The 14,682-nt window shown below is 70.1% G+C and carries 12 protein-coding genes and 1 riboswitch; of the genes, 8 read left to right on the top strand and 4 right to left on the bottom strand.

Translation table 11 applies throughout. The annotated features are described in order from the left end of the window. Nucleotides 1-59: 59 nt before the first annotated feature. Together OG737_RS20490 and nagB are read left to right on the top strand one after the other, a co-directional pair. On the top strand, nucleotides 60-821 hold the full coding sequence (locus tag OG737_RS20490) for an SDR family oxidoreductase (RefSeq protein ID WP_328927569.1): 762 nt from the start codon (nucleotides 60-62) through the stop codon (nucleotides 819-821). Nucleotides 822-987: 166 nt separating this feature from the next. Continuing rightward, nucleotides 988-1,773, top strand: a complete 786-nt coding sequence (gene nagB / locus OG737_RS20485) for a glucosamine-6-phosphate deaminase (protein ID WP_328927568.1) — start codon at nucleotides 988-990, stop codon at nucleotides 1,771-1,773. Nucleotides 1,774-1,912: 139 nt separating this feature from the next. Here nagB and OG737_RS20480 read toward each other — a convergent pair whose 3' ends face one another. The 4 genes from OG737_RS20480 to OG737_RS20465 form a co-directional block, all read right to left on the bottom strand. Beyond that, the gene (locus OG737_RS20480) at nucleotides 1,913-3,415 is read right to left on the bottom strand and encodes a glycoside hydrolase family 3 protein (RefSeq protein ID WP_328927567.1); all 1,503 of its coding nucleotides are present in this window, start codon (nucleotides 3,413-3,415) and stop codon (nucleotides 1,913-1,915) included. 7 nt (nucleotides 3,416-3,422) lie between these two features. Beyond that, nucleotides 3,423-4,310 carry a carbohydrate ABC transporter permease gene (locus OG737_RS20475; protein WP_405678592.1) on the bottom strand — a complete coding sequence of 296 codons (888 nt, stop codon included), beginning with the start codon at nucleotides 4,308-4,310 and terminating at the stop codon, nucleotides 3,423-3,425. After that, the gene (locus tag OG737_RS20470) at nucleotides 4,307-5,326 is read right to left on the bottom strand and encodes a carbohydrate ABC transporter permease (protein ID WP_405678594.1); all 1,020 of its coding nucleotides are present in this window, start codon (nucleotides 5,324-5,326) and stop codon (nucleotides 4,307-4,309) included. The genes OG737_RS20475 and OG737_RS20470 overlap by 4 nt, the downstream gene beginning before the upstream one ends. A 135-nt stretch (nucleotides 5,327-5,461) precedes the next feature. Further along, a complete protein-coding gene (locus OG737_RS20465) occupies nucleotides 5,462-6,745 on the bottom strand; it encodes an extracellular solute-binding protein (protein WP_328927565.1) in 1,284 nt (427 codons plus the stop codon). A 292-nt stretch (nucleotides 6,746-7,037) separates the two neighbouring features. Between OG737_RS20465 and OG737_RS20460 the strand changes: the two genes are divergently transcribed. From OG737_RS20460 to OG737_RS20435, 6 genes are all read left to right on the top strand, one after another. Then, a complete protein-coding gene (locus OG737_RS20460; protein ID WP_328930413.1) occupies nucleotides 7,038-7,802 on the top strand; it encodes a GntR family transcriptional regulator in 765 nt (254 codons plus the stop codon). Nucleotides 7,803-7,906: 104 nt separating this feature from the next. Continuing rightward, nucleotides 7,907-10,129, top strand: a complete 2,223-nt coding sequence (locus OG737_RS20455; RefSeq protein ID WP_405678597.1) for a carbon starvation CstA family protein — start codon at nucleotides 7,907-7,909, stop codon at nucleotides 10,127-10,129. After that, a complete protein-coding gene (locus OG737_RS20450; protein WP_328927563.1) occupies nucleotides 10,126-10,344 on the top strand; it encodes a YbdD/YjiX family protein in 219 nt (72 codons plus the stop codon). The genes OG737_RS20455 and OG737_RS20450 overlap by 4 nt, the downstream gene beginning before the upstream one ends. Nucleotides 10,345-10,412: 68 nt before the next feature. Continuing rightward, a complete protein-coding gene (locus tag OG737_RS20445; RefSeq protein ID WP_328927562.1) occupies nucleotides 10,413-10,910 on the top strand; it encodes a GNAT family N-acetyltransferase in 498 nt (165 codons plus the stop codon). 44 nt (nucleotides 10,911-10,954) lie between these two features. After that, nucleotides 10,955-11,086, top strand: a riboswitch (cobalamin riboswitch). A gap of 141 nt (nucleotides 11,087-11,227) precedes the next feature. Next, nucleotides 11,228-13,627: a ribonucleoside-diphosphate reductase subunit alpha gene (locus tag OG737_RS20440; RefSeq protein WP_328927561.1), complete on the top strand. Its 2,400-nt coding sequence runs from the start codon at nucleotides 11,228-11,230 to the stop codon at nucleotides 13,625-13,627. Further along, nucleotides 13,627-14,643: a ribonucleotide-diphosphate reductase subunit beta gene (locus tag OG737_RS20435; protein WP_328927560.1), complete on the top strand. Its 1,017-nt coding sequence runs from the start codon at nucleotides 13,627-13,629 to the stop codon at nucleotides 14,641-14,643. Before OG737_RS20440 ends, OG737_RS20435 begins: the two co-directional genes overlap by 1 nt. Nucleotides 14,644-14,682: the final 39 nt, after the last annotated feature.

Here is a 14,682-nt window from a genome sequence, read left to right as displayed (position 1 = left end):
GGAATCTGATACGTTCCTTTCTGTAGCGACCACTAGCAAATGCTGAAGGGGGGCGCGTCATGGGCGTGCTCAAGGGGAAGACGGCGCTGGTCACGGGCGGCAGCCGGGGTATCGGCCGGGCCGTGGCGGAGCGGCTGGCGCGCGACGGGGCGCTGGTCGCCGTGCACTACGGGCGGAGCGAGGCCGCGGCGAAGGAGACCGTGGCCACGATCGGGGCGGCCGGGGGACGGGCCTTCGCCATCGGGGCCGAGCTCGGGGTCCCGGGCGACGCCCGGGCCCTGTGGGCGGCGTACGAGGCCCACCCGATGCACACCGACGGCGTGGACATCCTGGTGAACAACGCGGGCGCCGCGACCTTCGCCGGAATCTCGGACACGGACGAGGAGACGTACGACCGGGCCCACGCGCTCAACGCCAAGGCGCCGTTCTTCGTGATCCAGCACGGACTGGCCCGGCTGCGGGACGGGGGCAGGATCGTGAACGTGACCGGCACCCCGGACATCGCCCTGCCCGCGATCCTGGCCACGGTCATGGCGAAGGGCGCGGCGAACGCGCTGACCCGGTCGCTGGCCGCCGAGCTGGCCCCGCGCGGGATCACGGTGAACTCGGTGGCGCCCGGCATCACCGCGACCGACCTGAACGCGGAGCTGCTCGCGGACCCCGGGACCCGGGCCCACCTGGCCTCGCGCTCGGTGTTCCACCGGGTCGGCACGGCGGAGGAGGTCGCGGACGTGGTGGCCTTCCTGGCCTCGCCGGACTCCCGCTGGGTGACGGGCCAGCACCTGGACGCCACGGGCGGCCTCCAGCTCTCGCTGGTCTAAGCGTGATCTAAGCGACGCTTAGCCGGCGCCGGCGGCGGATCCCGGTACCCGGGAGGCCGGGCGCCGGGATCCGGACCACGATGGATGTGGGCGGGACCCCCGCCACAGGCGGCCACCTCTGCTAGATTGGTCTATACCACCACCACTCCAGATCGGCAGGCCCCGCGTGGAAGTTGTCATCGTCCCGGACGCCAAGGCTGGCGGCGAGCTCATCGCGGAGGCCATGGCCGCCCTGGTCCGCCGCAAGCCCGATGCCCTGCTCGGCGTGGCGACCGGCTCTACCCCGCTGCCCGTCTACGAAGCCCTCGCCGCCAAGGTCAGGGCGGGGCGGGTCGACGCCTCCAAGGCACGGATATGCCAACTCGACGAGTACGTGGGCCTGCCGGCCGGGCACCCGGAGTCCTACCGCGCCGTCGTACTGCGCGAGGTGGTCGAGCCGCTCGGCCTGTCCGAGGCCTCCTTCATGGGCCCCGACGGCTCGGCGGCGGACATCGTCGCCGCGTGCGCGGCCTACGACCAGGCCCTGGCCGCGGCGGGCGGCGTCGACCTCCAGCTGCTGGGCATCGGCACGGACGGCCACATCGGCTTCAACGAGCCCTGCTCCTCGCTGGCCTCCCGCACCCGGATCAAGACACTGACGGAGCAGACCCGCGTGGACAACGCGCGCTTCTTCGACAACGACATCGACCAGGTGCCGCACCACGTCATCACCCAGGGCATCGGCACCATCCTCGACGCCCGCCACCTGGTCCTGCTGGCCACGGGCGAGGGCAAGGCCGAGGCCGTCGCGCAGACCGTGGAGGGTCCGCTGTCGGCGCTGGTCCCGGCCTCCGCGCTGCAGCTGCACCCGCACGCGACCGTCGTCGCGGACGAGGCCGCCGCGTCGAAGCTGAAGCTGGCCGACTACTTCCGGCACACGTACGCGGAAAAGCCCGCCTGGCAGGGCCTGTAGCCGTACCCGCCGCCGCCGGAGGGCCGGACTCCCCCTGAGGGGCGGTCCGGCCCTCCGTACGTTCCGGTGCCGGGCGCGGTACGCGACGAAGCCGGGCACCACCCCTGTGACGGGTGCCCGGCTCCGGCTCAGTGCGGGTTCACGCCCCCGCGATGACCTCGGCGGCGGCGCGGCCGCAGACGCGCGAGGCGCCGTGCGTCGCGATGTGCAGGGCACCGCGCGGCTGCGCCCGCGGGAGGCCCATCTCGACCACCACCGTGTCCGGACGCGCCGCGACCAGCGCGTCCAGGGCCCGCGTCATCCACGGGTGCCGGTGCGCGTCACGGACCACCGCGACGACGGTACGGTCCCCCGCCGCCGCCAGGATGTCCCCGGCCGAGGCGCCCTCCGGGTAGACGCCCGCCTCCGTGCCCGGGAGCAGCGAGCCCAGTTCCGCGGCCACCCCCCACGGGGTCTCGTCCCCCACCGCGATGTTCGCGACGGGCGCGAGCGTGGCTACGTACGGGGCGGACAGCGGGGTGACCGGGCCGGTGATCATCAGTGCCCGGCGGGCGGCCGTCAGGCCGATGCCGGATGCGCGGCTCCCCTCCTCCGGCCGCGCATCCGGCACGGCCCGGCGGGTCCACGCGGCCAGCGCGCGGACCCGGGCGGCCGCCTCGGCGAGCCGCTCCTCGGGGAGCGCGCCCTCGCGGACGGCCGCGACCAGCGCGTCACGCAGCCGGAGCACGGTCGCCTCGTCGGCGAGTCCGCCGCCGACGCAGATCGCGTCGGCGCCGGCCGCGATGGCCAGGACCGAGCCGCGCTCGATCCCGTACGTCCCGGCGATGGCGTTCATCTCCATGCCGTCGGTGACGATCAGGCCCTCGTAGCCGAGTTCCTTGCGCAGCAGCCCGGTCAGGATCTGCGGGCTGAGGGTGGCCGGTCGGGTCGGGTCGAGGGCGGGCACCAGGATGTGCGCGCTCATCACGGCCTTGGTGCCGGCCTCGATGGCCGCCCTGAAGGGGACGAGCTCGCGGGCCTGGAGGGTGTCCAGGTCCACGTCGATGCGCGGCAGCGCGTGGTGCGAGTCGACGTTGGTGTCGCCGTGGCCCGGGAAGTGCTTGGTGCACGCGGCGACGCCGGCGGCCTGGAGGCCTTCCACGTACGCGGCCGTGTGCCGGGCCGTCAGGTCGGTGTCGGCGCCGAAGGACCGTACGCCGATCACCGGGTTGTCCGGGTTGGAGTTGACGTCCGCGGACGGGGCCCAGTTGAGGTTGACCCCGCACTCGGCGAGGCGCCGGCCCAGTTCGAGGGCGACGTCGCGGGTCAGGGCGGTGTCGTCGACGGCGCCGAGGGCCAGGTTGCCGGGGAAGGACGAGCCGCCCCGGACCTCCAGGCGGGTGACGTCGCCGCCCTCCTCGTCGATGGCGACCAGGACGTCGTCACGCTCGGTACGCAGCTGCGCGGTCAGCGCGGCGAGCTGCTCGGGCGAGGTGATGTTGCGGCCGAACAGGCCGACGGCGGTGAGGCCTTCGCCGACCTGGCGCAGCAGCCAGGCGGGGGCGGTGGTGCCTTCGAAGCCGGGCTGGAGGACCGCGAGAGCGTCCCTGGTCACGGCGTCGTTCGCATCGGACGCGGTGGGGCGGTGCGCAAGGACAGTCATGGGGCCGTTATCCCTTCACGGCCCCGGCGGTCATGCCGCCGACGGCCTTGCGCTGGAGGAAGATGAAGATCAGCAGGACCGGGACCGCGAACAGCGAGGAAGCGGCCATGGTGGCGCCCCAGTCGTTGCCGAACGCGCTCTGGAACTCGGTCAGCCACAGCGGCAGGGTCTGCGCGGTCTTGTCCTTGTTCAGGATCAGGACCATCGCGAACTCGTTCCAGGCGGTGATGAAGCCGAACAGCGAGGTGGACATCAGGCCGGGGGCCAGCAGGGGGAAGATCACCTTGCGGAAGGCCTGGCCGCGGGTGCAGCCGTCGATCTGGGCGGCTTCCTCCAGCGTCACCGGGACGGCGGCGATGAAGCCGCGGAGGGTCCAGATGGTGAAGGGGAGGACCATCACGAAGTAGATCGCGGTGAGCAGCGGGAGGCTGTTCAGGACCTCGGCGTCGCGGGCGATCATGTACATCGCGATGACCATGACCTCCCAGGGGGCCATCTGGGCCATCATCACGGCGAGGACGAGGCCCTTGCGGCCCTTGAACTTCATGCGGGCGATGGCGAAGCTCGCGGCGAGGGCGACGAGCAGGGCCAGCAGGACGGCTCCGACGGTGACCAGGACGCTGTTGGTGACGTACGTCCAGAAGTTGGCGACCCCGGTGGCCTTGGTGAAGTTGTCCAGCGTCGGGGTGAAGACGAAGACCGGGTCCTTGGTGAGGATCTCGCTGGACGGCTTGAGCGCCGAGGAGAACATCCAGTACACGGGGAAGACGAAGACGAGGGCCAGCAGGAGCGCGCCGAGGTTCTTGGCGACGGCTCCGGGGCGGACCGGCCGGCGCGTGCGGAGCTTCTGCTCGGGTTCGGGGGCGGCGGCCTTCGGGGCGGTGGTCGTGCTCACTGCTCCTCCTCCTGCTTCAGGATCAGGCGGAAGTAGAAGGACATGACGATCACGAGGATCAGGATCGTCAGGACGGAGATCGCGGCGGCGAGGCCGTAGTGGGCCTGGCTCTGGCCCTCGACGTAGGCGAAGACCGGCAGGATCTCGGAGGCGCGGTCGGGGCCGCCCTTGTTCATCGCGTAGACCTGGGTGAAGGCCTTGAAGACCCAGATCACCTCAAGGAACGTGGTGACGAGGAAGAAGGGCTTGAGGTTCGGGAAGACGATCTTCCAGAAGGTCTGCCAGCCGTTGGCCCCGTCCATCCGGGCGGCCTCGTACAGCTCGGCGCCGACCGTGGTGAGGCCGGCGTACATGTTGAGGGCGACGAAAGGGATGGATCCCCAGACGACCAGGATCGTGACGATCACGAGGGTGGAGAGGCCCGTCTCCATCCAGTTGTGCTGTTCGTAGCCGGCGAAGCCGGCGGTGCGCATGACCCAGTTCATGACGCCGAACTGCTCGTCGAACAGCCACTTGAAGACCTGTACCGAGGCGACGATCGGCATGGCCCAGGCCATCACCAGCGCCATCGACAGGACCAGGCGCATCTTCGTGCCGAGCTTGTTCAGCAGGATGCCGATGAGGCTGCCGAGCGTCATGATCAGCACGACGTTGGCCAGGGTGAAGGCGAAGCTGCGTACGACGACGGTCCAGAAGTTCGCGTCACCGAGGAGTTCGGTGTAGTTGTCCGGTCCCGCGAAGGGGTACTTCCGCTGGATGAACTCGATCTTGTTGATGTCCTGGACGGACAGGATCACGTTCTTGATCAGCGGGTACAGCAGGAGCGTCGCGAGGGCGAGCACGGCGGGCCCGACCAGCAGGTAGGGCAGCCACCCCGAGGGGAGCGGCTTTCTGCCCCCGCGAGGAGACGTATGACCGGGGCCGGTCGTGGTGGCGGGCCCCTCGGGCCGCCCGGCGGACTTCAGTGGTGCGTCCTGTGGAGCGCTGGTCATCGCTCCCTGGGAGTGCACGGTCATGTCTGGCTTCCTCGCGGTTGACTGTGGAGTCAAATGCGCGACCGGGGGCACGGCAGGCGGCTGGGCGCCTGCCGCACCCCCCGGTGCGTTCACACTGCTGGGTAGTGCGGGTCGTGCCGGTACTGCGGGGCGGGACTACTTGTTGATGCGGCTCGCGATTTCCTTGTCCGCGTCCGCGCCCGCCTTGGCGGCGTCCTCACCCTTCAGGACCTTGGTCATGAACTCCTTGACGGGGTTCGGCTCGGTCTCGACGTTCGCCCAGCCCGGGGTGACCGGGGTGATCTTGCCGTTGACGCCGGCCTTGCCCATGGCCTCGGCGAAGGAGCCCGCGGCGGGGGCGAAGTTCGCGCCGGCCTGGTTGGGGAGCAGCGCGCCCTTGGTCTCGGCGGCGTACTTCGCCATCTGGTCCTTGCCTGCGGCGAGGGCCAGCCACTCCTTGGCGAGCTCCTTGTTCTTGGAGCGCTCGGCGACGGCGAGGTTCGAGCCGCCGAGGAAGACGGTGCCGGTCTTGTCGGCGGTCTTGCCCGGGATCGGGAAGTAGCCGAAGTCGGCCTCCTTGCCCGCGTCCTTCAGGGCCTTCTCCGCGCCGCCTGCCTCCCAGCCGAGACCGATCCAGGAGGCGACGCCGCCTTTGGGAACGATGTCGGTGGACTGCTGCGGGGTGGCCTCGTCCTTGTCCTTGGGGGCGGTGGAGTATGCCTGGAGCTTCTTGTAGAACTCCATCGCGGAGGCGGCCTGGGGGGTGCCGAGACCGCCCTTCCACTTGCCGCCGTCCTTGACGGCGAGGTCGCCGCCCTCGTCCCAGATGAAGCCCGCGAGGACGTACCAGCTCTGTCCGGGGAGGTAGATCGGCTGCGTGGACGGGTCCGCGGCCTTCAGCTTCTCGAGGCCGGCGACCCACTCGTCACGGGTGGTCGGCGGGGTGACGCCCGCCTTCGCGAAGGCCTTCTTGTCGTACACGACGACGCGGTTGGCCGCGTACCACGGAGCGGAGTAGAGCTTGCCCTCGTACTCGGCCGAGGCGAGCATGCTCTTCTGCCAGGCGTCGGCGCCGAGCTTGGCCTTGTCCTTGGTCAGGTCGGCGAGGCCGCCGGTGACCGCGTAGCCGGCGGTCTGGGTGTTGCCGAGTTCGAGGACGTCCGGCGGGGTGTTCTCGGAGAGGGCCGTGGTGACCTTCTCCTGGATGCCCTTCCACTGCTGCTCTTCGACCTTTACCGTGACACCGGGGTGCTTGGCCGAGAACTCCTTGTTGACCTCGTCGATCCAGGCCTTCGGCGCGGAGCCGTCCATCACCCAGACGGTGATCTCCTTGGCGCCACCCGCGTCGGTCGTGCCCTTGTCGTCGCCGCCGTTGCCGCACGCCGCGACTCCGGCCATCATGCCCGCGACACTGACCGCCGCGATGAGCTTGCGCTTCACGCCACCCTCCTCAGGGATGCTGCCTGCAACTTCCCTCGCCCGCCGCGGTGACATACGTACCAAGTACTGCCCGTGGGGCCGGGATCTGATCCATATTGGTGTAGACCAGTAGCTGGAGCTTGGCCTAGACCTTTAGGGGTGTCAAGGGTCTAATGAGCGGGTGCTCGGTCCGTTATCGGACCGACACCTGGGGAGAGAGAAGGCCTGTCCCCCCACACGTGTCACGATGTGACCGCACATATCGGAGGAGCCGGTGACGGCAGCGAAACTGGAGTCGGGAAGGCGGGCGGCGATGGCCACCGAAGGGGCGACCACGGAGCCGGAAGGCGGGGCGGCCACCCGCACGGCGCGCGTACCCAAGTACTACCGACTCAAGCGGCACTTGCTCGACATGACCGAAACGCTGCCACCCGGCACGCCGGTGCCGCCGGAGCGCACGCTCGCGGCCGAGTTCGACACCTCGCGGACCACCGTCCGCCAGGCCCTCCAGGAGCTCGTCGTCGAGGGACGGCTGGAACGGATCCAGGGCAAGGGGACCTTCGTCGCCAAGCCCAAGGTCTCGCAGGCCCTCCAACTGACCTCGTACACGGAGGACATGCGCGCCCAGGGACTGGAACCGACCTCCCAGCTCCTCGACATCGGCTACGTGACCGCCGACGACACCCTCGCCGGACTGCTCAAGATCAACACCGGCGGACGAGTCCTGCGCATCGAGCGCCTGCGGCTGGCCAGCGGTGAGCCGATGGCCATCGAGACCACCCACCTGTCGGCCAAGCGGTTCCCCGCCCTGCGCCGCTCGCTCGCCAAGTACACCTCCCTCTACACCGCTCTCGCCGAGGTGTACGACGTCCACCTCGCGGAGGCCGAGGAGACGATCGAGACCTCGCTGGCCACCCCGCGCGAGGCGGGCCTGCTCGGCACCGACGTCGGACTGCCGATGCTGATGCTCTCCCGTCACTCCCTGGACGCGGACGGCGAGCCGGTCGAATGGGTGCGGTCGGTGTACCGGGGCGACCGCTACAAGTTCGTGGCCAGGCTCAAGCGACCCGCCGTCTAGCACTCGGTCCCACATACCGGAATACGGACGGGGTCTTACGTTCTCCGGGCAATCCCCCGTAGATTCCCTGCGCTTGGGCAGTGATCGACGAGGGGACGAGAGCCATGGCGGAACCGCAAGCTACTGGTACAGAACGGGCCGCGGCGAGTCCGGGCGGCGCTCCGGGCTCGCCTTCACCGAAGTCCATCGCCGTGTGGGTACTCGTCGGCCTCATCGGCGCCCTCGGCTGGGCCGTGCTCGCGCTCTCGCGCGGCGAGGAGATCTCGGCCGCCTGGCTGCTCGCCGCCGCCCTGGGCTCGTACGCGATCGGCTACCGCTTCTACTCCCGGTTCATCGCGCACCGCGTGCTGAAGGTGGACAAGACGCGGGCCACCCCCGCCGAACGCCTCGACAACGGTGTCGACTTCCACCCCACCGACCGGCGGGTGCTCTTCGGCCACCACTTCGCGGCCGTCGCCGGCGCCGGCCCGCTCGTCGGCCCCGTGCTCGCCGCCCAGATGGGCTATCTGCCGGGCACCATCTGGATCGTCGCGGGCGTCATCTTCGCGGGCGCCGTCCAGGACATGGTCACGCTGTTCTTCTCCACCCGGCGCGACGGGCGCTCGCTCGGCCAGATGGCCCGGGACGAGATCGGCCCCGTGGGCGGTGCCGCCGCCCTCGTCGCCGTGTTCGCCATCATGATCATCCTGCTGGCGGTGCTCGCACTCGTCATCGTCAACGCGCTGGCGCACTCCCCGTGGGGCGTCTTCTCCATCGGCATGACCATCCCCATCGCCCTCTTCATGGGCTTCTACCTGCGCGTGCTGCGCCCGGGCCGGGTCACCGAGATCTCCGTCATCGGCGTCGCGCTGCTGCTGCTCGCCATCGTCGCGGGCGGCTGGGTCGCCGAGTCCTCCTTCGCCTCCACCTTCACGCTGGAGAAGGAGACGCTGGTCATCTGGATGGTGGTGTACGGCTTCGTCGCGTCGGTGCTGCCGGTGTGGATGCTCCTCGCGCCCCGCGACTACCTGTCCACCTTCATGAAGATCGGCACGATCGCGCTGCTCGCCGTGGGCGTGGTGATCGCGATGCCGACCCTGAAGATGCCCGCGGTCACCGACTTCGCGGCCCGCGGCGACGGCCCCGTCTTCGCCGGCTCGATGTTCCCCTTCGTCTTCATCACCATCGCGTGCGGGGCCCTGTCCGGCTTCCACTCGCTGGTCGCCTCGGGCACCACGCCGAAGATGATCCAGAAGGAGACCCAGGTCCGGGTCATCGGCTACGGCGCGATGCTCACCGAGTCGTTCGTCGCGGTCATGGCGATCATCGCGGCCTGCATCATCGAGCCCGGTCTGTTCTTCGCCGTGAACTCCCCCGCCGGAGTCATCGGCACCACGGTCGAGACCGCCTCGACGGCGGTGACCAACTTCGGCTTCGCCATCTCCCCGGACGCACTCGCCCAGGCCGCGAAGGACGTGGAGGAGGCCACCCTGCTCTCCCGTACGGGCGGCGCGCCGACCTTCGCACTCGGAATGTCGGAGATCTTCTCGGCCGTCCTCGGCGGCGCCGGGATGAAGGCCTTCTGGTACCACTTCGCCATCATGTTCGAGGCGCTGTTCATCCTGACCACGCTCGACGCGGGCACCCGCGTCGGCCGGTTCATGCTCCAGGACACCCTCGGCAACGTGCACAAGCCCTTCAAGGACGTCAGCTGGAAGCCGGGCGTCTGGCTGGCGAGCGCCATCGTCGTCCTCGGCTGGGGCTACTTCCTCTGGGTCGGCATCAAGGACCCGCTGGGCGGCATCAACCAGCTCTTCCCGCTGTTCGGGATCGCGAACCAGCTGCTCGCGGCGGTCGCCCTGGCCGTCTGCACCACCCTGCTGGTCAAGTCCGGCCGGCTGAAGTGGGCCTGGGTGACGGGTGTTCCGCTGGCGTGGGACGTGGCGGTCACGCTCACCGCGAGCTACCAGAAGATCTTCTCCGACGACGTGAAGGTCGGCTTCTTCGCGCAGCGCGACAAGTACCAGGCCGGGATCGACGCGGGCAAGGTCCTGCCGCCCGCCAAGAACATGGACGACATGCACACCGTGGTCACCAACGCCACGGTGGACGGCGCCCTGTCGGCCCTGTTCGCGATCCTCATCATCATCGTGCTGGCGGACGCGGCCCGGACCTGCTTCAAGGCCGTCAGCAGCCCGGAGTCCGTGAAGCTCGCCGAGGTCCCGTGGACCGAGTCGAAGATCATCGCTCCGGCCGGGCTGATCCCGACCGCCGAGGAGAGGGCGGAGCTGGCCCTGGCCGGCCTGGACTCGGGCGGCGGCCGGGCCAAGGAGCCCCTGTCCTCATGAGCGGCTCCACGAGCGGCCGTACGAGCCTGCGCGGCGTGCTGGCGCGGGCCCGGTTCTACGTACGGGAGTTCTCGGGGGAGGCGGCGTACGACCGGTACGTGGCCCACGCCCGCTCCCACGACCCGGACGCGCGGGTCCTGACCCGCCGGCAGTTCGAGCGGGCCCGCACGGACGCGCGCGAGGCGGACCCCCGCGAGGGCTTCCGCTGCTGCTGAGGGGCAGCCGAAGGGCCCCGCCGTAAAAGGGTGGGTCTCTTCGCCATGCCTCCGGCAGACTCGATTGCATGGACATCACGATCAGGCCGGTGCGGCCCGCCGACCACGCGGAACTGGGCGAGATCACCGCCCGGGCCTACCTCGCCGACGGACACCTGGACTTCGGCGAGGACGACGAGTACCTGCACGTGCTGCGCGACGTGGCCGGCCGGGCCGCCGAGGCCGAGGTCCTCGTCGCCGAACGGGACGGACGGGTCCTGGGCGGAGTGACCTTCGCCCCGCCCGGCAGCCCGCTCGCCGACATCGCCGGCCCGGACGAGGCCGAGTTCCGGATGCTCGCCGTGGCCCACGACGCTCGCGGCCAGGGTGCCGGCGAGGCCCTGGTGCGGGCGTGCGTCGAACGGGCCCGGGCCATCGAGGGCGTGACGGCGCTGGTGCTCTCCACCCAGCACTCCATGGCCGGCGCCCACCGGATCTACGCGCGACTGGGCTTCGTACGCACTCCCGAGCGGGACTGGTCACCCATCGACGACCTGAAGTTGCACACTTATCGGTTGAAGCTGTAGCCACGCCGACACAACATGTAGGGGCTGCCGCATCCGGCCGCCCCCACATGTATGCTCATGCCTGCTGTCGCCGCAGGGGAATCCGGTGCGAATCCGGAACTGTCCCGCAACGGTATGAAGTGCACCGATCGGTGCATAGCCAAGTCCGAGGACCTGCCGACAGCGCGCCCGGCTCGACCGAACCGGGTGCCGATACGTCCGGGCCTCGCGGTTGGGCCGGTGGACGCCATGCGGTCTACGCGTTCCGCCACGCCCGCATGCGCCCGCTCGCGCCCCGCCCCGCCGATGTCCGGGCCGAGCGAGGGAGAGCTCCCGCCGTGACCATCGCGCCTTCCGCACCGCGCGCCGAGTCCACTTCTGGCGACAACACCGAGGGCCCGGGGGCCACGCTGCTGCGTACCCTCACCGAACTGACGGCGGACCTCCCCGACACCGACCCCGGCCGGGTCGCCGCCGCCGCGCTGCGCGGCCGCAGCTCCGCCGCCGACGACGCCGAACTGCGCGCCCTGGCCACCGAGGCCGCCGCGGGGCTCATCTCCGAGGACCCGGCCTACTCCCGCCTCGCCGCACGGCTGCTGACGCTCGCCGTCCGTGACGAGGCCGCCGGCCAGGGAGCCACCTCCTTCTCCGAGTCGGTCGCGGTCGGGCACCGCGAGGGGCTCATCGCCGACCGCACGGCCGATTTCGTACGCATCCACGCGAGCCGCCTGGACGCGCTGGTGGAGCACGCCCTCATCGAGGGCGCCGACGACCGCTTCGGCTTCTTCGGCCTGCGCACCCTGCACAGCCGCTACCTGCTGCGCCACCCGATCACCCGCCAGGTCGTGGAGACCCCGCAGTTCTTCATGCTGCGCGTGGCCTGCGGCCTCGCGGAGGACGAGAGCATGCGCGCCGTCGAGGAAGTGGCCTCGCTGTACCGGCTGATGAGCCGCCTCGACTACCTGCCCTCCTCCCCCACGCTCTTCAACTCCGGCACCCGGCACCCGCAGATGTCCTCCTGCTACCTGCTGGACTCCCCGCTGGACGAGCTCGACTCGATCTACGACCGCTACCACCAGGTCGCCCGCCTCTCCAAGCACGCCGGCGGCATCGGTCTGTCGTACTCCCGCATCCGCGCCCGCGGTTCGCTGATCCGCGGCACCAACGGCCACTCCAACGGCATCGTGCCGTTCCTGAAGACCCTCGACGCCTCCGTCGCCGCCGTGAACCAGGGCGGCCGGCGCAAGGGCGCCGCCGCCGTCTACCTGGAGACCTGGCACGCGGACATCGAGGAGTTCCTGGAGCTCCGCGACAACACCGGTGAGGACCAGCGCCGTACGCACAACCTGAACCTCGCCCACTGGGTGCCGGACGAGTTCATGCGCCGCGTGAACGCCGACGCCGACTGGTCGCTGTTCTCCCCGGCCGACGTACCCGAGCTGGTGGACCTGTGGGGCGACGAGTTCGACGCCGCCTACCGCAAGGCCGAGGAGTCGGGCCTGGCCCGCAAGACCATGCCCGCCCGCGACCTGTACGGCCGGATGATGCGCACCCTCGCGCAGACCGGCCAGGGCTGGATGACCTTCAAGGACGCCTCCAACCGCACGGCGAACCAGACCGCCGAGCCGGGCTCGGTCGTCCACTCCTCGAACCTGTGCACCGAGATCATCGAGGTCACCAACGACGGCGAGACGGCCGTCTGCAACCTCGGCTCGGTCAACATGGGCGCGTTCGTCATCGACACGGCGAACGGTCCCGACATCGACTGGGAGCGGCTGGACGAGACCGTCCGCACCGCCGTGACCTTCCTCGACCGCGTGGTGGACATCAACTTCTACCCGACCGAGCAGGCCGGCCGCTCCAACGCCCGCTGGCGCCCGGTCGGTCTGGGTGCGATGGGCCTCCAGGACGTCTTCTTCAAGCTGCGGATGCCCTTCGACTCCCCCGAGGCGAAGGCCCTGTCCACCAAGCTCTCCGAGCGGATCATGCTGGCCGCGTACGAGGCCTCCTGCGACCTCGCCGAGCGCAGCGGCCCGCTGCCCGCCTGGGACAAGACCCGCACCGCCCGCGGCGTCCTGCACCCGGACCACTACGACGTCGAGCTGAACTGGCCGGAGCGCTGGGACGCGCTGCGCGCCCGTGTCGCCGAGAGCGGCATGCGCAACTCGCTGCTCCTGGCCATCGCCCCGACGGCGACGATCGCCTCGATCGCGGGTGTGTACGAGTGCATCGAGCCGCAGGTCTCCAACCTCTTCAAGCGCGAGACGCTGAGCGGCGAGTTCCTCCAGGTCAACGCGTACCTGGTGGACGAGCTGAAGCAGCTCGGCGTGTGGGACGCCCAGACCCGCGAGGCGCTGCGCGAGTCCAGCGGCTCGGTGCAGGGCTTCGGCTGGATCCCGGCCGAGGTGCGCGAGCTGTACCGCACGGCGTGGGAGATCCCGCAGCGCGGTCTGATCGACATGGCGGCGGCCCGTACGCCGTTCCTCGACCAGTCGCAGTCGCTGAACCTGTTCCTGGAGACGCCCACCATCGGCAAGCTCAGCTCGATGTACGCGTACGCCTGGAAGCAGGGGCTGAAGACCACGTACTACCTGCGCTCCCGCCCGGCGACGAAGATCGCCCGCGCCGCGTCCGGCTCCGCCGTCCCGGCCGCCGCCACCCCGCTCCCGCAGGCCGTCGACGCCGATGCCCTGGCCTGCTCCCTTGAGAACCCCGAGTCCTGCGAGGCCTGCCAGTAATGAGCTCCACCGACAACAAGAACCTCCTGGACCCGGGCTTCGAGCTCACGCTCCGCCCCATGCGCTACCCGGACTTCTACGAGCGCTACCGGGACGCGATCAAGAACACCTGGACCGTCGAGGAGGTCGACCTCCACTCGGACGTCGCCGACCTGGCGAAGCTGACGCCCTCCGAGCAGCACATGATCGGCCGGCTGGTCGCGTTCTTCGCGACGGGCGACTCGATCGTCTCCAACAACCTGGTGCTGACGCTCTACAAGCACATCAACTCCCCGGAGGCGCGCCTGTACCTGTCGCGCCAGCTGTTCGAGGAGGCCGTGCACGTCCAGTTCTACCTGACGCTGCTCGACACCTACCTGCCCGACCCGGACGACCGCTCGGCCGCCTTCGACGCGGTCGAGGAGATCCCGTCGATCCGTGAGAAGGCGCAGTTCTGCTTCAAGTGGATGGACTCGGTCGAGAAGATCGACCGGCTGGAGACGGCTTCCGACCGGCGCCGCTTCCTGCTGAACCTGATCTGCTTCGCCGCGTGCATCGAGGGCCTGTTCTTCTACGGCGCCTTCGCGTACGTCTACTGGTTCCGCTCGCGCGGTCTGCTGCACGGCCTGGCCACCGGCACCAACTGGGTGTTCCGCGACGAGACCATGCACATGAACTTCGCGTTCGAGGTCGTGGACACGGTCCGCAAGGAGGAGCCGGAGCTCTTCGACGACGCGCTCCAGCAGCAGGTCACCGACATGCTGAAGGAGGCCGTGGAGGCGGAGCTGCAGTTCGGCCGCGACCTGTGCGGCGACGGCCTGCCGGGCATGAACACCGAGTCGATGCGCGAGTACCTGGAGTGCGTCGCGGACCAGCGACTGGTCCGCCTCGGCTTCCCGCCGGTGTACGGCTCGCAGAACCCGTTCTCCTTCATGGAGCTGCAGGGCGTCCAGGAGCTGACGAACTTCTTCGAGCGCCGTCCGTCGGCCTACCAGGTCGCGGTCGAGGGCACGGTCGACCTGGACGAGGACTTCTAGCCCGTCCGCGCATGTGCGCACGGAGCCGGAACGCGAAGG

The sequence above is a fragment of the Streptomyces sp. NBC_00122 genome (genome assembly GCF_045160845.1).
Lineage (GTDB): Bacteria > Actinomycetota > Actinomycetes > Streptomycetales > Streptomycetaceae > Streptomyces.
The sequence above is the reverse complement of the archived record's forward strand: the minus strand, read 5'-3'. Positions and strand labels throughout refer to the sequence as shown.